Origin of the sequence: Pseudomonas extremaustralis (assembly GCF_900102035.1) — a bacterium.
Lineage (GTDB): Bacteria > Pseudomonadota > Gammaproteobacteria > Pseudomonadales > Pseudomonadaceae > Aquipseudomonas > Aquipseudomonas extremaustralis.
This window is the reverse complement of the sequence record NZ_LT629689.1, coordinates 2,983,327-3,000,451: the sequence shown is the minus strand read 5'-3', so window position 1 is coordinate 3,000,451 and position 17,125 is coordinate 2,983,327. Positions and strand designations below refer to the sequence as shown.

General features: G+C 61.0%; 16 protein-coding genes. 10 read left to right on the top strand and 6 right to left on the bottom strand.

The window, feature by feature from the left end; all coding sequences use genetic code 11:
• Positions 1-68: 68 nt before the first annotated feature.
• Complete coding sequence (locus tag BLR63_RS13710; protein ID WP_010565061.1) at positions 69-818, top strand: sulfite exporter TauE/SafE family protein; 750 nt, start codon at positions 69-71, stop codon at positions 816-818.
• A gap of 179 nt (positions 819-997) precedes the next feature.
• Positions 998-2,215, top strand: a complete 1,218-nt coding sequence (locus BLR63_RS13705; RefSeq protein WP_010565060.1) for a winged helix-turn-helix domain-containing protein — start codon at positions 998-1,000, stop codon at positions 2,213-2,215.
• Between the two features lie 34 nt (positions 2,216-2,249).
• Here the strand turns inward: BLR63_RS13705 and BLR63_RS13700 are convergent, their stop codons facing one another.
• Complete coding sequence (locus BLR63_RS13700; RefSeq protein WP_010565059.1) at positions 2,250-3,596, bottom strand: class II 3-deoxy-7-phosphoheptulonate synthase; 1,347 nt, start codon at positions 3,594-3,596, stop codon at positions 2,250-2,252.
• A gap of 124 nt (positions 3,597-3,720) precedes the next feature.
• Here BLR63_RS13700 and BLR63_RS13695 point away from each other — a divergent pair, with 124 nt between their 5' ends.
• Positions 3,721-4,476 carry a spermidine synthase gene (locus BLR63_RS13695; RefSeq protein ID WP_010565058.1) on the top strand — a complete coding sequence of 252 codons (756 nt, stop codon included), beginning with the start codon at positions 3,721-3,723 and terminating at the stop codon, positions 4,474-4,476.
• A gap of 106 nt (positions 4,477-4,582) precedes the next feature.
• Here the strand turns inward: BLR63_RS13695 and BLR63_RS13690 are convergent, their stop codons facing one another.
• The gene (locus BLR63_RS13690) at positions 4,583-5,374 is read right to left on the bottom strand and encodes a crotonase/enoyl-CoA hydratase family protein (RefSeq protein WP_010565057.1); all 792 of its coding nucleotides are present in this window, start codon (positions 5,372-5,374) and stop codon (positions 4,583-4,585) included.
• A gap of 422 nt (positions 5,375-5,796) precedes the next feature.
• Here BLR63_RS13690 and BLR63_RS13685 point away from each other — a divergent pair, with 422 nt between their 5' ends.
• Positions 5,797-7,470 carry a DEAD/DEAH box helicase gene (locus tag BLR63_RS13685; protein ID WP_010565056.1) on the top strand — a complete coding sequence of 558 codons (1,674 nt, stop codon included), beginning with the start codon at positions 5,797-5,799 and terminating at the stop codon, positions 7,468-7,470.
• A gap of 88 nt (positions 7,471-7,558) precedes the next feature.
• Here the strand turns inward: BLR63_RS13685 and BLR63_RS13680 are convergent, their stop codons facing one another.
• Complete coding sequence (locus BLR63_RS13680; protein WP_010565055.1) at positions 7,559-8,326, bottom strand: DODA-type extradiol aromatic ring-opening family dioxygenase; 768 nt, start codon at positions 8,324-8,326, stop codon at positions 7,559-7,561.
• Between the two features lie 103 nt (positions 8,327-8,429).
• On the opposite strand from BLR63_RS13680, the gene BLR63_RS13675 reads away from it, so the two are divergent.
• Entirely contained in the window at positions 8,430-9,086 is a 657-nt protein-coding gene (locus tag BLR63_RS13675) for a thiopurine S-methyltransferase (protein ID WP_010565054.1), read from the top strand.
• 57 nt (positions 9,087-9,143) lie between these two features.
• Here the strand turns inward: BLR63_RS13675 and htpX are convergent, their stop codons facing one another.
• Together htpX and BLR63_RS13665 are read right to left on the bottom strand one after the other, a co-directional pair.
• Positions 9,144-10,031, bottom strand: coding sequence for a protease HtpX (gene htpX / locus BLR63_RS13670; RefSeq protein WP_010565053.1), 888 nt, complete (start codon positions 10,029-10,031; stop codon positions 9,144-9,146).
• A 302-nt stretch (positions 10,032-10,333) separates the two neighbouring features.
• A complete protein-coding gene (locus BLR63_RS13665) occupies positions 10,334-11,548 on the bottom strand; it encodes a pyridoxal phosphate-dependent aminotransferase (protein WP_010565052.1) in 1,215 nt (404 codons plus the stop codon).
• A 202-nt stretch (positions 11,549-11,750) separates the two neighbouring features.
• Between BLR63_RS13665 and msrB the strand changes: the two genes are divergently transcribed.
• The 3 genes from msrB to BLR63_RS13650 all read left to right on the top strand — a co-directional run bounded on the left by msrB (position 11,751) and on the right by BLR63_RS13650 (position 13,312).
• Positions 11,751-12,143, top strand: coding sequence for a peptide-methionine (R)-S-oxide reductase MsrB (gene msrB, locus BLR63_RS13660; protein ID WP_010565051.1), 393 nt, complete (start codon positions 11,751-11,753; stop codon positions 12,141-12,143).
• 195 nt (positions 12,144-12,338) lie between these two features.
• Positions 12,339-12,824 carry a glutathione peroxidase gene (locus BLR63_RS13655; protein WP_010565050.1) on the top strand — a complete coding sequence of 162 codons (486 nt, stop codon included), beginning with the start codon at positions 12,339-12,341 and terminating at the stop codon, positions 12,822-12,824.
• Positions 12,821-13,312 carry a MarR family winged helix-turn-helix transcriptional regulator gene (locus BLR63_RS13650; RefSeq protein ID WP_010565049.1) on the top strand — a complete coding sequence of 164 codons (492 nt, stop codon included), beginning with the start codon at positions 12,821-12,823 and terminating at the stop codon, positions 13,310-13,312. Before BLR63_RS13655 ends, BLR63_RS13650 begins: the two co-directional genes overlap by 4 nt.
• On the opposite strand, the gene BLR63_RS13645 is transcribed toward BLR63_RS13650, so the two are convergent.
• Positions 13,266-15,575, bottom strand: a complete 2,310-nt coding sequence (locus tag BLR63_RS13645) for a hybrid sensor histidine kinase/response regulator (protein WP_010565048.1) — start codon at positions 15,573-15,575, stop codon at positions 13,266-13,268. The genes BLR63_RS13650 and BLR63_RS13645 overlap by 47 nt on opposite strands.
• Before the next feature lie 163 nt (positions 15,576-15,738).
• On the opposite strand from BLR63_RS13645, the gene BLR63_RS13640 reads away from it, so the two are divergent.
• Together BLR63_RS13640 and BLR63_RS13635 are read left to right on the top strand one after the other, a co-directional pair.
• Positions 15,739-16,629 (top strand): ATP-binding protein, encoded by an 891-nt coding sequence (locus BLR63_RS13640; RefSeq protein WP_010565047.1) that lies wholly within the window; start codon positions 15,739-15,741, stop codon positions 16,627-16,629.
• Positions 16,626-17,108: a GAF domain-containing protein gene (locus tag BLR63_RS13635; protein WP_010565046.1), complete on the top strand. Its 483-nt coding sequence runs from the start codon at positions 16,626-16,628 to the stop codon at positions 17,106-17,108. The genes BLR63_RS13640 and BLR63_RS13635 overlap by 4 nt, the downstream gene beginning before the upstream one ends.
• The last annotated feature ends 17 nt before the right edge of the window (positions 17,109-17,125 follow it).

The window sequence follows — 17,125 nt, the reverse complement described above, 5'->3', positions numbered from 1 at the left end:
TTGCTGTGCGTTTCCGCGCCAGGTTCGACTGCGTAGCATGCAAGCCCTGGATTGTGGAGTGACGGGCAGTGTTGGATTTAGTGATGTACCTGGTATTGGGCGCAGCCCTCGGCACGGTGGGTGGGCTGTTTGGCATTGGTGGCGGGTTGATTGCGATCCCGGTGCTCGGCGTAGTGTTCGGCCTGGACCAGCAACTGGCCCAAGGCACGGCGCTGGTGATGGTGGTACCGAACGTGATGCTGGCCTTGTGGCGCTATCACCAGCGCAACCGCATCGAGCTGCGCCACGCACTGCCGTTGGGGGCGATGGGCTTCACGTTCGCCTGGCTGGGCTCGATCTGGGCGGTGGGCCTGGATGCTGGCGCGATGCGTATCGGTTTTATCGCCTTTCTGGTGGCGCTGTCGGCCTACAACCTGTTGCGCATGTTCACGCGCAATGCGCCACCGACGGCGCAGATGCGTTATGGCTGGCCGTGGCTGGGTGTATTGGGCGCAGTTTCCGGTTCCATGGGCGGTTTGTTTGGCGTCGGTGGGGCGGTCGTCGCCACGCCGGTGCTGACCAGCGTGTTCGGCACCACTCAGGTGGTTGCCCAAGGACTGTCCCTGGCCCTGGCACTGCCCAGCACCGGTGTGACCCTGGTCACCTACGCCTGGCACCACGAAGTCGATTGGATGATCGGCGTGCCGCTGGCCGTCGGTGGCCTGCTCAGTATCAGCTGGGGAGTGAAAATCGCCCATGCGCTGCCGGAGCGCGTATTGCGCGGCCTGTTCTGCGGCTTCCTGGTGGTGTGCGCGGTGATGCTGACCTTTAAAGTCTGAAGCCTTCGAGGATGTATTTGCCCCGGCATTCGGTCATGGGTGAGGTCATCGTCGATATCCACCCCTGGCTCAATCGCGGCGACGTCGAATAGGGTCGCCGCCTGCATTTCTGACAAGCCCCGCTGCAGAAATGACCCTGGATGCAGTAGGGTAGTCGGCGAGTCCACAAGGAGCGTCTCATGCCCGCCGACCTGTCGTTTTCCGTCAAGCAAGCTCGACGCATGGCCCTGGCGGCCCAGGGTTTTTCCGGCCGCCAGGGGCCTGCGTCGATCAAGGCTGCGCACCTCAATCGCATGATCGAGCGCCTGGGTGTGTTGCAGATCGACTCGGTCAATGCCGTGGTGCGCTCCCATTACCTGCCGCTGTTTTCCCGCCTGGGCCACTACGCCCCATTGCTTCTTGAACAGGCAGCCTGGAGCCAGGGGAGGCGGCGTTCGTTGTTCGAATACTGGGGGCATGAAGCGTCGCTGCTGCCGATGGCGTTATACCCGCTGATGCGCTGGCGCATGGCGCGGGCCCGGCAGGGGCAGGGCATTTATGCGCAGATGGCGCGTTTTGGCCGCGAGCAGCAGGCGATCATCCAGCGGGTACTGAAGACTGTCGAGCAGCAAGGCGCAGTGGGCGCGGGCAGTTTGTCGACCCGCGAGGAACGTGCCGGCCCCTGGTGGGACTGGAGTGATGAAAAGCATGCGCTGGAATGGCTGTTTGCCGCGGGCCTGGTCACCGTTGCCGGTCGGCGCGGGTTCGAGCGTCTCTACGATTTACCGGAACGTGTGATCCCCGGCGGCATCCTTCAAACCAGCGTGGGCGAAGCCGAGGCTCAGCGCGGTTTGTTGTTGCACAGCGCCACCGCACTCGGTGTCGGTACCGAAAAAGACTTGCGTGATTACTTCCGTCTCGACCCGGTCGATAGCCGTAATCGCTTGGCTGAACTGGTGGAGGACGGGCAATTGCTGACCTGTCAGGTACAAGGCTGGAAGTCTCCGGCGTACTGCCTGCCCACGCCGAAAGTGCCGCGCAAGGTGGCGGCCAGTGCACTCTTGTCGCCGTTCGATTCCTTGATCTGGGAGCGCAGCCGTACCGAGCGACTGTTCGATTTTCGCTACCGGTTGGAGATCTATACCCCTCAAGACAAGCGGGTGTATGGCTATTACGTGCTGCCGTTTTTGCACAACGAGCGTATTGCCGCGCGCATCGATTTGCGCGCCGAACGCGCGAACGGGCGCCTGGCGGTGCATGCGGTGCATGAAGAAGAGCCGGGACTGGATGACGAGGGCATGCTGGCGCTGGCGTCGAACCTGTGGCAAATGGCCAACTGGCTGGGATTGGAGCAGGTTCAGCTCAATTGCCAGCGGCCGAGTGCCGCCCGATTGCGGGCGGCGATGCTAAAGGCATGAGGTCGTGTGGCAAGCGCGCTTGCCACAATAGGCGCTAGCGCTTGACCTGCTTCAAGGTCTCGGCAATCAGGAACGCCAGCTCCAGCGACTGATCGGCGTTCATCCGTGGGTCGCAATGGGTGTGGTAACGGTCCGACAAGCCGTCTTCGGTAATCGGCCGCGCGCCGCCGATGCATTCGGTGACGTTCTGCCCGGTCATCTCGATATGAATCCCGCCGGCATAAGTGCCCTCGGCCTGGTGCACCTGGAAGAACTCCTTCACTTCGCCGAGGATCTGCGCAAAGTCGCGGGTCTTGTAGCCGCTGCTGGCCTTGATGGTGTTGCCATGCATCGGATCGGAACTCCACAGCACCTGTTTGCCTTCACGCTGCACGGCGCGAATCAGGTCTGGCAGGTGGTTGCCGACATTGCCTGCGCCCATGCGGGCGATCAGGTTCAGGCGACCGGGGTCGTTGTCCGGGTTGAGGGTGTCGATCAGGCGGATCAGGTCGTCGGGGTTCATGCTCGGGCCGACCTTGACCCCGATCGGGTTGTTCACCCCGCGCAGGAATTCAACGTGGGCGCCGTCCAACTGACGGGTGCGGTCGCCGATCCACAGCATATGGGCCGAGCAGTCGTAGTAGTCGTTGGTCAGGCTGTCGCGGCGCACGAAGGCTTGTTCGTAATTGAGCAGCAGCGCTTCGTGGGCGGTGAAGAAGCTGGTTTCGCGCAGTTGCGGCGAACTGTCCATGCCGCAGGCGCGCATGAACGCCAGGGTTTCGTCGATGCGGCTGGCCAGTTGGCTGTACTTTTCGGCCAGTGCGGAGTTGGCGATAAAGTCCAGGTTCCACTTGTGCACTTGGTGCAGGTCGGCAAAACCGCCCTGGGCAAAGGCGCGCAGCAGATTGAGGGTAGCGGTGGACTGGTGATAGGACTGCAGCAGGCGGTCCGGGTCCGGTACGCGGTTTTTTTCGTCGAAGCCAATGCCGTTGACGATATCGCCACGGTAGGCGGGCAGGGTGATGCCGTCGATGGTTTCATCGTTGGCCGAGCGCGGCTTGGCGAACTGGCCGGCCATGCGCCCGACTTTCACCACCGGGCAGCCGGCGGCGAAGGTCATCACGATTGCCATCTGCAGCAGCACTTTGAAGGTGTCGCGGATTTTGGCGGCGGAGAACTCGGCAAAGCTCTCGGCGCAGTCGCCGCCTTGCAGCAGGAAGGCACGCCCTTGAGTCACCTCGGCAAACTGACGGCGCAACTCGCGGGCTTCCCCGGCAAACACCAGTGGCGGATAGCTGGCCAGGCTCTGCTCCACCTGCAACAGGTGCGCAGCGTCCGGGTACTGGGGTTGTTGCTGGATTGGCAGGGCACGCCAGCTGTCGGGGCTCCAGGGTTGGCTCATCGTGAACTCGATAGGGTGATTGACGGTCGGGCGCCAATGTTATCAGCAATTAGTGCGTGACCTGTTGCCGTCGGTTGGCCGACAATCGCGCCTTTGCCGTGCGGTAAACCGTTTAGGAGTAGTGATGAGCGAGGAGCGTGTCGAGCGCCTGCTGGCCGAAGTCCATGATGAATTCGGCATGATCCGTGTGCTCGAAGTGGCCGATTATCGGTTTCTCGAGTTCGGCGACGCCATCGAACAAAGCTGCGTGTTCACCGCCGACCCGAGCTGGCTGGAGTACGACTACACCCGCGCCATGTTGATCGGCGCTTTGTGCCATGAACAGCCGGAGAGCGCGTTGTTCCTCGGCCTGGGGGCGGGCACGCTGACCCAGGCATGCCTCAAGTTCCTGCCACTGGAAGACGTGGAGGCCATCGAACTGCGCCCTGACGTGCCGCGCCTAGCCATCGAATACCTGGGGCTTGATGACGATCCACGCCTGTACATCCGCATCGGCGACGCCCTGCAACTGCTCGGCAGCGCAGAATCGGCCGATCTGATTTTCGTCGATCTCTATACCGACGTCGGCCCTGGCGTCGGGCACCTGGCGTGGACGTTCCTGGAAAACTGCCAGAAGAAACTCAACCCAGGCGGCTGGCTGGTGATCAACCAGTGGGCTACCGACGACGGCAAACCGCTGGGCGCGGCGTTGCTGCGTGGGTTGTATCACCGGCATTACTGGGAGCTACCGGTGAAGGAGGGCAACGTGATCCTCCTGGTGCCTTCGGAGTTGGATCAGGAGTTGGATCATGCGGCGCTTTCGGCTCGCGCCGAAGCCTTGGCGCCGCGTTTGGGTTATTCGTTGCAACCTTTGATCAAGGCCATTCGTCCTGCGACTTGATGCCACACGCCTGTAGGCGCGAGTTTGCCCGCGAAAGACTTCAACGATAAAGCGTGCATCCAGAAGGTGCGCGGGGCCCTCGGGTTTTTCGCGAGCAAGCTCGCTCCTACAGGCCCTTGAATATCCCCGGGCGCTTTTCGAGCATGGCGCACACGCCTTCCTTGGCGTCTTCGCTGTTGAGCAATCGCTCGACCATCGGCGGTAACGCCGCGGCCGCAACGGCTTCGCCTTCCAGGCGCGCGAGGCGGGCGGACATCAGAGTGGCTTGAACCCCAAGCGGCGCCTGACGCGCGATGCGGGTGGCCAATTCGATGGCACGTGGCAGCAGGTCTTCGCTGGCCATCACCTCCTGCACCAAGCCCAGGCGCAGGGCGTCATGGGCGTCGAACTCATCGCCCGTGAGCAACCAGCGCATTGCGTTGCCCCAGCCGGCGATCTGATGAAAGCGCAGGGTCGCGCCGCCGAACGGAAAGATCCCACGCTGCACTTCCATCTGCGCGAAGCGCGTATTGCTCGCGCAGAGATTGATATCCGCCGCCAGCATCAATTCGATGCCGATGGTCAGGCAGTAGCCCTGGGCCGCGACGATCACCGGTTTGTTGACCCTCGGACCCGCAAACACACCCCACGGATCGCATCCCCCCGGCGGCGGTTGCCAGCCTTGCGCCATCACCTCCCTGACATTGGCCAGGTCCAGCCCGGCGGTAAAGTGGTCGCCATGGGCGAATACCACCGCCACCCGCGCTTCGTCGTTTCGATCAAATTCGCCATATGCCAGGCTCAGTGCATTGAGCAAATCCAGGTCGAAAGCGTTGCGCTTGGCTACCCGATCCAGGCCCAATAACAGGACGTGGCCTTGAAGTTCACGACTGACGCGGCTGCTGCTGGCTTGATTCATCGGGTGTGGCCTCGGGCGCGGGGGAGGGTTTCAGACCAAAGGTCTCAGTCGCTGGGTGAACCGTTTAAGTGTTTTGACCAGCAGGGCCGGGCCTTTGAAAAATAGACCCTGCTGCGTTGATCTGCAAAGGCGGTGATGCGGTACGGTATATCGGCGCTTTGCGATAAAAAAAGCTCCCTTTTTCAGCTATTTCCGGTATAGTGCGCGCCGGCCTTTAACCGGGCCGCGTTTAGGTAGCGCAATTCCCCGAAGTCAGCTTCGGCTGCACGTCCGCACAGCGGACTCTTCCTTGACGAATCTTTTTCATTCATTCGTTTTCGCAAATCCCCGCCGACAAAGCAGCCAGGGCGACTCTTGAGTCTCAACACGGCATGCGCAGCTTTGGAGCATGGGTCTTTGCGGATGCACTTAGAGGCAGACCCATGACCCAGGAAACCGGCGGCTTCGCCGCTTTTAATCTCAATCCGAATATTCTTGCAGCCGTCATCGCGACCGGCTACGAAGAGCCTTCGGCTATTCAGCAGCAATCGATCCCGATCATCATGGCCGGCCACGACATGATTGGCCAGGCGCAAACCGGTACCGGTAAAACCGCCGCGTTCGCCCTGCCTATCCTGCACTGCATCGATCCTGCCAAGCGCGAACCGCAAGCCCTGATCCTGGCGCCAACCCGTGAGTTGGCGCTGCAAGTAGCAACCGCTTTCGAAACCTATGCCAAGCAAATGCCGGGCGTTACCGTTGTGGCCGTTTACGGCGGCGCGCCTATGGGCCCACAACTGAAAGCAATCCGTAATGGCGCACAGATCGTTGTCGCCACACCAGGCCGTCTGTGCGACCACCTGCGTCGTGACGAGAAAGTCCTGTCGACCGTGAACCACCTGGTTCTGGACGAAGCTGACGAAATGTTGAAGCTGGGCTTCATGGATGACCTGGAAGTCATCTTCAAGGCACTGCCACCGACCCGTCAGACCGTGCTTTTCTCGGCCACTCTGCCACAGTCGATCCGTGCCATTGCCGAACGCCACCTGCGCGATCCGCAACACGTGAAAATCCAGACCAAGACTCAGACCGTTACTGCGATCGAACAGGCTCACCTGTTGGTTCACGCTGACCAGAAGACCTCGGCTGTATTGAGCCTGCTGGAAGTCGAAGACTTCGACGCCCTGATCATGTTCGTGCGTACCAAGCAAGCGACCCTGGACCTGGCCAGTGCCCTGGAAGCCAAAGGCTACAAAGCCGCTGCGCTGAACGGTGACATCGCCCAGAACCAGCGTGAGCGCGTGATCGACTCCCTCAAGGATGGCCGCCTGGACATCGTTGTGGCGACCGACGTAGCTGCTCGTGGTCTCGACGTTCCACGTATCACCCACGTGTTCAACGTTGACATGCCTTACGATCCAGAGTCCTACGTTCACCGTATCGGTCGTACCGGCCGTGCCGGTCGCGAAGGTCGTGCATTGCTGCTGGTGACTCCGCGTGAGCGTCGCATGCTGCAAGTGATCGAGCGTGTAACCGGTCAGAAAGTCGCGGAAGTCCGCCTGCCGGATGCCCAGGCCGTTCTCGATGCGCGCATCAAGAAACTGACCAACAGCCTGTCGCCCCTGGTGGCTGACGCTGAATCGACCCACGGCGACCTGCTGGACCGCCTGACCGCCGATATCGGCTGCACCCCACGCGCTCTGGCTGCCGCCCTGCTGCGCAAGGCTACCAATGGTCAGGCCCTGACCCTGGCAGCCATCGAAAAAGAACGTCCACTGGTACCGAACAGCGCGCCACGCGGTGATCGTCCAGAGCGTTCCGGCGACCGTCCTGAGCGCGGTGATCGTGAGCGTCGCGCTCCGGTTCCATTGGCTGAAGGCCGTGCTCGTTGCCGTACCGCGCTGGGCGCGCGTGATGGTATCGCGGCCAAGAACCTGCTGGGCGCTATCCTCAACGAGGGTGGCCTGGCACGTGAAGCCATCGGTCGCATCCAGGTCCGTGACAGCTTCTCCCTGGTGGAGCTGCCGGAAGACGGTCTGGAGAAACTGCTGGCCAAGCTCAAAGATACTCGCGTTGCCGGTAAGCAGTTGAAGCTGCGTCGCTACCGCGAAGATTGATCCGCCCCTGGGCTGATTGATCGCACATAAAAAATCCCCGACTGGTTCGGGGATTTTTTTTGCCTGTCGCCAGGGGAAAGGCACGGCGTTAGCCGAAGCGGTAGATGTCCATGCCCAGCGCGCCCATGGTGAAGCCCTGGTGCGCCACGCTGAATTCGCCACCGGCACCGCGTGCAAAGTACAGCGGCAGCAAATGCTCATCGCTGGGATGGCTGCGCACAGCATTCGGCGCTTGGCGGCGATAGTCATGCAAGGCGGTCTCATCATTGGCCGCCAGCTTGGCCACCATCCAGTCACGGAAGTCCCTGGCCCAAGGCTCGATGCTCTCGGGGCCTGCATGCCAGTCAAGTTCTCCCAGGTTATGGGTAATGCTGCCGGAACCGATCAACAGCACGTCTTGCGCGCGCAAACTGGCCAGCGCATGCCCGACCCGTGTCTGCAGGGCAGGGCCCATGCGGGTAGGCAAGGAAACCTGCACCACCGGTATGTCCGCCGCCGGGTACATCAGTGACAGCGGCACCCAGGCACCGTGGTCAAACGGACGTTTATCGTCGATGCGGGCATTCAAACCGTCGGCGCGCAGCAGGTCGACGATTTCGCTCGCCAGTTGTGGGTCGCCCGGCGCTGGGTACTGCACGGCAAACAATTCGCGGGGGAAGCCGCCAAAGTCATGCCAGGTTTCGGGGGCGGCACTGCCGGTGACGAGTAGTTCCTGGCTTTCCCAGTGCGCCGATACCACCACGATTGCCTTCGGCCTTGGCAGTTCCGCGGCAAGGCGCGCAAGTGCCGGGCCACTGGCGCCGGGTTGCAGGGCGAGCATGGGTGAACCATGGGAGATAAACAGGCTGGGGAGCATAAATAGGGTCCTTGGCGTTAACATGAGCCCATCTTCAATCAGATCATTGATCTAAATCTAATATAAGTTTTAGCACCTTATTATCGAATTTTCAGGGTGATCCATGGAACCTAAGTTTTGGCAGGCGCGCTGGGCGCGTAATCAGATCGGCTTTCACTTGTCAGAGGTCAATCCCTACTTGCTCCGGCACTGGCCGCAACTGTCGCTGGTCGACGGTGCCAAGGTGCTGGTGCCTTTGTGTGGCAAGAGCCTGGACCTGATGTGGCTAGCCAGTCATGGCTTTCAGGTAATGGGCGTGGAGCTGTCGGAGCAGGCGGTCGAGGCCTTCTTCAGTGAACAGAACCTGACGCCGCGTATCAGCAGCCAAGGCGCGTTCAAGGTGTATCGGGCCGACGGGATCGAGATATGGTGCGGCGACTTCTTCGCTCTCGACGCTGATGCCTTGGCCGATTGCCATGCGTTTTATGACCGCGCGGCACTGATCGCCTTGCCACCTTTGATGCGTGAGCAGTACGCGGCGCATTTGCACACGCTCCTGCGCCCAGGCTGCCAAGGGTTGCTGATCACCCTTGATTATGACCAGACACAAAAAGCCGGTCCGCCGTTCGCTGTGACCGACGATGAAGTGAAGGTGTTGTTCGGTTCGCACTGGACCCTGGAGGCGTTGGAGGAGCAAGACATCCTGGGAGACAGCTGGAAGTTCGTGCAGGACGGCGTCACGCGGCTTGTAGAGCGCGCCTATCGGCTTGCCAGGGTGTAACTCTCGCGCACAAAAAAAGGGGGCGATTGGATCGCCCCCTTTTTGCTGCGCCGGGTATCAGCCGCGACGACGCAGTGCGTCGATGCGTTCTTCCAGCGGCGGGTGGCTCATGAACATACGTGCCAGGCCCTGCTTGATGCCGCCGTTGATGCCGAAGGCGGTCAGGCTGTCCGGCATATGCACCGGCAGGCCCTGTTCGGAGCGCAGGTGCTGCAGCGCTGCGATCATCGCTCCAGTACCGGCCAGCCGAGCACCGGCTTCGTCTGCGCGGAATTCGCGTTTGCGCGAGAACCACATGACGATTGCGCTGGCCAGGAAGCCCAGCACCAGTTCAGCGAAAATGGTCGCCACGTAGTAGGCAATGCCGCGGCCTTCGTCGTTCTTGAAGATCACCTTGTCGACGAAGTTACCGATGATCCGCGCGAAGAACATCACGAAGGTGTTCACCACGCCCTGGACCAGCGCCAGGGTGACCATGTCACCGTTGGCCACGTGACCGATCTCGTGAGCCAGCACCGCTTTCACTTCATCGTATGAGAAGCGTTCCAGCATGCCCTGGCTCACCGCAACGAGCGCGTCGTTCTTGTTCCAGCCGGTGGCAAAGGCGTTGGCTTCATAAGCCGGGAAAATCCCGACCTCAGGCATCTTGATACCTGCCTCGCGGGACAACTGCTCGACGGTCTGCAGCAACCATTGCTCATGTCGGGTGCGTGGCTGGGTGATGACCTGGGTGCTGGTGCTCATCTTCGCCATCCACTTGGAGATGAACAGCGAAAACAGCGAGCCGGCAAAACCAAAGACCGCACAGAAGATCAGCAGCTGATTGAGGTTCAGGTCAACCCCGTTGGCCGCCATGAACCCGTTGAAGCCGAAAAGGCTCAGGGTGATGCTGGCAATCAGCACGACCGCCAGGTTAGTGGCCAAGAACAGCAGGATGCGCATCATGGTTGTTGGGTTCTCCTCATGCTTAATATGTCGCGTACTGCGGGGTATATAAGGTGCGGCATGGGGTGATTCAACCGAGCGACTATTTCAAACTGTGTCCTACAGCCAGAATGAAGCGCCTTGAAGGGATTTTCCGACTCCCAAGAAGCGGTTTGATCACCCTGCCCATTGCCTTGCAGCCCTCTGATTATAGGGGCCAGATGACCGGCAGGGGAGTCGGCACGTGGCACCAGGGTCCAGGGGCAGAGAAGTGTTGCCAGATAATCGCGGTACGGCCGGATGTCGGTGGTACCGCGGGATATTTATGACTGGCGATAGGATTTGAGGAAGTTGCCGATACGACCGATGGCCATCTCCAGGTCATCCACACGCGGCAGGGTCACGACGCGGAAGTGATCCGGCCATGGCCAGTTGAACGCGGTGCCCTGGACCACCAGCAGCTTTTCCGCCAGCAGCAGGTCGAGCACGAACTTCTCGTCGTTGAGGATCGGGCAGACTTTCGGGTCGATGCGTGGGAAGGCGTACAACGCGCCCATCGGCTTCACGCAGCTGACGCCGGGAATATCGTTGAGCAGTTCCCAGGTGCGGTTGCGTTGCTCCAGCAGGCGGCCCGGTGGCAATACCAGGTCGTTGATGCTCTGGTAGCCGCCCAGGGCGGTCTGGATGGCGTGCTGGCTCGGAACGTTGGCACACAAGCGCATATTGGCCAGGATGTCGATGCCTTCGATGTAGCTCTGGGCGTTGTGCTTGGGCCCGGAAATGGCGATCCAGCCGGAGCGGAAACCCGCCACGCGGTAGGACTTGGACAGGCCGTTGAAGGTCAGGCACAACAGGTCCGGTGCCAGGGAGCCGGTGCAGATGTGGACCGCATCGTCGTAGAGGATCTTGTCGTAGATCTCGTCGGAGAACACCACCAGGTTGTGCTGGCGCGCCAGTTCGAGCATGCCCAGCAGCACTTCCCTGGAGTACACGGCGCCGGTCGGGTTGTTTGGGTTGATGATCACCAGGGCCTTGGTGTGGGGGGTGATCTTGGCCTTGATGTCGGCGAGGTCCGGGAACCAGTCGGCGCCTTCGTCACAGAGGTAGTGCACCGGGTGGCCGCCGGCCAGGGTCACGGCGGCGGTCCACAAGGGATAGTCCGGCGCCGGCACCAGCACTTCGTCACCGTTGTTCAGCAAGGCCTGCATGGACATCACGATCAGCTCGGACACGCCATTGCCCAGGTAGATGTCTTCGATCCCGACACCTTCGACCTGCTTCTGCTGGTAGTACTGCATCACCGCCTTGCGCGCGCTGAACAAGCCTTTGGAGTCGCTGTAGCCCTGGGCGGTGGGCAGGTTGCGGATCACGTCCTGGAGGATTTCGTCCGGCGCTTCGAAACCAAAGGGCGCCGGGTTGCCAATGTTCAGCTTGAGGATGCGATGACCTTCCTCTTCCAGGCGTTTGGCGTGCTTGAGCACTGGGCCGCGAATGTCATAGCAGACGTTGGCGAGCTTGTTCGATTTGCTGACCTGCATGGCGATGTGATCCTGAAAATGAACGATCCAGACGGTGCGGAGCCTACCGTGCCGAGAAGCCTGCGTCGGTCGCACCCATAAATACGTTTGAATGCCGCTAACGCGGGTGCCAGACTGGCGGATTGAAGAGGCGCAATCATACGTGCCGCCTGATCCATGGAAAAGACACAGATCAGGGTTTTTCAGTGACCGAGGTGTACTGATGGAAAAGCTGCAGAAAACCATTGATGAATGGAAAGCGATGCTCGACCCGGAGCAATACAACGTTTGCCGCCTGAAGGGTACCGAGCGGGCATATTCCGGCAAGTACAATGCCACCAAGACTGACGGCGTGTATCACTGCATCTGCTGCAATGAGCCGCTGTTCGACTCCACCACCAAATTCGATTCCGGCTGCGGCTGGCCCAGCTTCTACGCACCGATCGCCGAAAACGCGATGATCGAGATCCGCGACCTCAGCCACGGCATGATCCGCACCGAAGTCACCTGCGCCAAGTGCGATGCGCACCTGGGGCATGTATTCCCGGACGGCCCGCCGCCGACCGGCCTGCGTTACTGCATCAATTCGGTGTGTCTGGATCTGGTGCCACGCTAGAAAGACGCCCCGTTGTGATGGGGGGAATCGCTCACTGGCGCCTACGACTGTTGCGTAGTCGAGCGCGAGCAAGCGCCCTCGCCACAGCGGCAGGCATCGGCTGATGGCGCGTTATCAATGGGGTCAATTAAATTGCGTGCAATTGAATTGATCGCTATGTTTTATTTTCGTCCCCATCTTTCGAGAGGCACTGTCATGAGCGCTACCCTGCTGAGCATCCCTTGCACCACCATCAAGGGTGAGCAAAAGACCTTGGCCGATTTCGCCGGCAAGGCCGTCCTGGTGGTCAACACCGCCAGCAAATGTGGCTTCACCCCGCAGTACAAGGGCTTGGAGCAGCTCTGGCAGCAATACAAGGACCGTGGCCTGGTGGTGCTGGGCTTTCCCTGCAACCAGTTCGGCAAGCAGGAACCGGGCAATGAAGGGGCGATTTCCGAATTCTGCGAGCTGAACTACGGCGTCAGCTTCCCGCTGTTCAAGAAGATCGATGTGAATGGTGCCGATGCCCACCCGCTGTTCGTGCAACTGAAAAAACAGGCGCCGGGCCTGCTGGGGTCCAAGGGGATCAAGTGGAATTTCACCAAGTTCCTCATCGGCCGCGACGGCCAGGTGGTCAAGCGCTTTGCCCCCACCACCAAGCCCCAGGATCTGACCCAAGAGATCGAAGCCCTGCTCAAATGACCGACCTGTCCAGCGTGTCCCTGGCCCTCGACGACCAATTGTGTTTCAAGCTCTATGCGGCGTCACGGGCCGTGACCCGCGCCTATAAACCGATGCTGGATCGGTTGGGCCTGACGTACCCGCAATACGTGGTGATGCTGGTGCTGTGGGAATGGCATGCCGCTGCCCCGGCCCAACCCACGGTCAAGGCCCTGGGCGAGCGCCTGATGCTCGACTCGGGCACGCTGACGCCGTTGCTCAAGCGTCTTGAGCAGCTCGCGCTGGTGAGGCGCCAGCGCAGTGCCAGGGACGAGCGCGAAGTGCATCTGAGTCTCAGCGAAGCCGGTGTGCATCTGCGTGAGCACGCCCATGGCCTCAAGACCCGGTTGTTGTGCGACAGCGGTATCGACCTGAACCAGGCCGACGCCTTGCGTGACGGCCTGGACCAGTTGCTGCGGCAGATCAAAGGCTTGTCGTCGTTGGCACCCACAGATCCAGCAGACTGCTGAGTTCTTCGCGGCGAAACGGTTTGGCCAGGTAGTCATTCATGCCCGCTGCCCGGCATCGCTCGCGCTCTTCGGACATCGCATTGGCGGTCAATGCGACAATCGGCAGGTCCGGCCAACGTCCGCTGCGACGAATCTGCCGGCTGGCTTCATAGCCGTCCATCACGGGCATATTGCAGTCCATCAACACCATATCGAAGCGTTGTTCTTCCAGGAGTTTGAGCGCCTCGCCACCATGGGCGGCCACGACCACTTCACAGCCCAGTTTGGTCAGCATGCCCTTGGCCACCAGTTGGTTGACCGGGTTGTCCTCCACCAGCAGGATGCGCGCGCGGTGAGCCAGGGGCGCGGCGTCCAGTTGGATAGGGTCGAGGATCGGAGGGGCGCCGCTGCGCAAGTTGCGTTGCAGGATCTGGTACAGCGCATTACGGCTCAACGGGCGTGCCTGTTGCTGCAACGGCGCCAGCGCAGCGACCTCTTCGCCGGGCATGAAATTGCCGTAAGCGGTCACCAGCAGGATCGGCGCGGTCATGGTGGGGCGCAAGCGGAACAGGCATTCCGGGCAATCACTGATCACCAGGTCTGGGGTTTGCCCGCTCAAGTCTTCGTCTTGTCCGTAGCAACGTGGTGTCAGCCCCCAATGGGGCAGCAGGGTGGTGAGCAGTTCGGTCAGGCCACTGCCGGCGCTGGTGATGGCGATCACCTCACCTTTGAGCCGCGGCTGTGGTGTGGCGGGTAAATGCATAGGCAGCGGCAGGTCGGCACAGAATTGGCTGCCAAAGCCGACTTCCGAACTGATGCTCAGGCGGCCTTTCATCGCTTCGCACAGGTTGCGTGTCAGCGCCAGGCCCAGTCCAGTGCCGCCGAATTGACGGGTGATACCCGCACCAGCCTGGGTGAACGGCTGGAAGATTTTCACCTGGGCTTCCTGCGCAATACCGATGCCGGTATCACACACTTCGATACGCACTCTACCGTTCAAGGCGCTCAGGCGTACGTCCACTCTGCCGAAGCGGGTGAACTTCAAGGCGTTGGACAGCAAATTGCTGACGATCTGCCGTACGCGGGTCGGGTCGCCGAGTACCTGGGCGGGAAACTGCGGGTCGATCAGGCATGTCAGTTCGACGCTGGGCGCGGCGTTCTGCGACAGCAGGTTGGCGGTGTCTTCCACCAGCGAGCCGAGGTCGAACGGGATCGACTCAAGCTCGAGCTGGCCGGCGTCGAACTTGGACAGGTCGAGGATATCGTTGAGCAATTCCACCAGCACCTTGCCCGAGTCATGGGCGATGGACAGTTGCTGGCGTTGCTCGGCGGTCAACGGGCTGTCCAGCGACAGCGCGATCATCCCCAGCAGGCCGTTGAGCGGGGTGCGGATTTCATGGCTCATGTTCGCCAGGAACGCTGCCCGGGCCTGGGCCATGCCCAGTGCAGTCATCTTCGCGGCTTCGAGTTCTTCGTTGGACTGGCTCAGTTGCTGGTTACTGGCCTTGAGCTCAAGGGTGCGGGCCGAAACGATGTCTTCCAGTTGGCCCAGGTATTCGGTCAGCCGGTCCTCGGCATGACGGCGCTGCTGGATTTCGGTCTCCATGTTTTCAAATTGCTGGTTGGCGACATTCACCAGTACGCCGATTTCGTCATGTTCGTGCCCGGGCGGACAGTCCAGGCGCGCCTGCTTGCGATTGCTCAATTCACGAATAATGCGCACCAGCGGTTGGGTCAGCATGGTGTAGAACAGGCCCAGCAGGATGCCGCTCAGCAGCAGGCTGCGCACAAACCCATTGAGCAGGGTTATCTCGGCGCGGCGTAGGAAGCGGCTGCCAAAGGCGTAGGTGTCCACCTCGAGGCGCAACATGCCAAGGGATTCGGTGGGCATGTGCCCCAGAAACAGCCGGTCTTCGAACTGGCGGTTGGCGCCAAACAGGAAGTCGCTGATGGGCCTGTAGGTGCTTTCCTTGCGTGGCCGGTCGACATCCGCCAGCACCAGGCCGTTGTTGTCGATCAACTGGGCGTGAATGATTGCAGGGGAGTGCAGCAGGCCCAGAGTCAGTTCCTGGGCCAGTTCGGCGTCTATGTTGTAGGCGATACGTGACGCGGGGTTATGGCTGATTTCGATCAGCGAGCGAATTTCACGGTTGATGGATGCGTCTTCGCTGGCATAATCAATGCCGATTTGGATCAGGCTGAGCAAGGTTCCCAAGACGAAACCGACCAGCACAGTCAATCTGGCTTGTTTATAAGACAAGCGGTGGGCGAACTTGATATCCATCGAGCGTTGAACCACTTCACGTTTCCCTTCGCCCGGCAAGCATAGCTGAACATCCACCGGCTCTGGCTTGCCCGACATGTATCGTTGTTTACGCGGTCTCGTGCGATCCGCCGCAGGGTTGCCAATACGCCATCTTTTGCAAAAACTTGCCAGAGGAATAATCGTGGATTCTCGATTGAATGCCTTTCTTGAGCGGGCCGACGCCGTCCTCGCGCGCCTTGAGCCCTTGTTGCCCACGCCACGCCACGCCATCGACTGGAGCCAGTGCCTGGCCGCCCGTTGGCAGCGCGAAGGCCGCAGTGGTTTCCTGTTGCCGCTGGAGGTCAGCCTGGACATGCGCTTGTCTGACCTGATCGGCGTAGACACGCAGCGTGAAACATTGGCGCGCAACACCCAACAATTCCTCGACGGCCTGCCCGCCAACCATGCGCTGCTGTGGGGTTCGCGTGGTACCGGCAAGTCGTCCATGGTGCGCGCCTTGCTCGCCCAGCATGCCAAGGCTGGCTTGCGCCTGATCGAAATCGAACGCGATCACCTGGCCGACCTGCCGCGCGTGGTCGAACAACTGCTCAAGTTGCCGCAACGCTTCATCCTGTTTTGCGACGACCTGTCATTCGAGGCCGGCGAAGGTGATTACCGTGTGCTCAAGAGTGTGTTGGACGGTTCCCTGGAGCAGGCCCCGGAAAACGTGTTGCTGTATGCCACGTCGAACCGCCGCCATCTGGTACCGGAAAACCAGAGTGACAACGACAACTGGAAGCGCGTGGACGGGGAGCTGCACCCCAGTGAGGCCGTGGAGGACAAGATTGCCTTGTCCGACCGTTTCGGCTTATGGCTGTCGTTCTACCCGTTCACTCAGGAGCATTTCCTGAATGTGGTGGAGCACTGGATCGGCGAGCTGGCGAACAAGGCCGGTTTGCAGTGGCAGCGCGATGAAGCGCTCGACATCCTTGCCGTACGCTGGGCCACCGGGCGCGGCAACCGCAACGGTCGTTGCGCGTATCAATTCGCCCGTTACTGGGTGGGCCTCAAATTGCTGGAGCGTCAACCATGATCGATCTGCAACACGCCGGCACCGGCCTCGACGGCTATGCGATGCTCTGCGCGCAGTTGGAGTCGCTGCTGGCCGACGAGCGCGATTTCATCGCTAACAGTGCCCAGTTTTCCGCTTTTCTGTTCAACCAGCTCGATGACCTGAACTGGGCGGGTTTTTACCTCAACCGCAATGAAGAGCTGGTGCTGGGCCCTTTCCAGGGGCAGATCGCATGTGTGCGTATTCCGTTTGGCCGGGGGGTATGTGGTGCCGCTGCGGCGACACGCCAGACCCAGCGAGTGGAAGATGTGCACGCGTTCCCTGGGCATATCGCCTGTGACAGCGCGTCCAACAGTGAGTTGGTGGTGCCGCTGGTCAAGAACGGCCAACTGATTGGCGTTCTTGACCTCGACAGCCCGTCGCTGGCCCGCTTTACCCAGCAGGACCAGGCGGGCATCGAACAGCTTGCGGCGATTTTCCTGCGTTTGACCGACTGCTGACGCAACAGGGGGGCGGG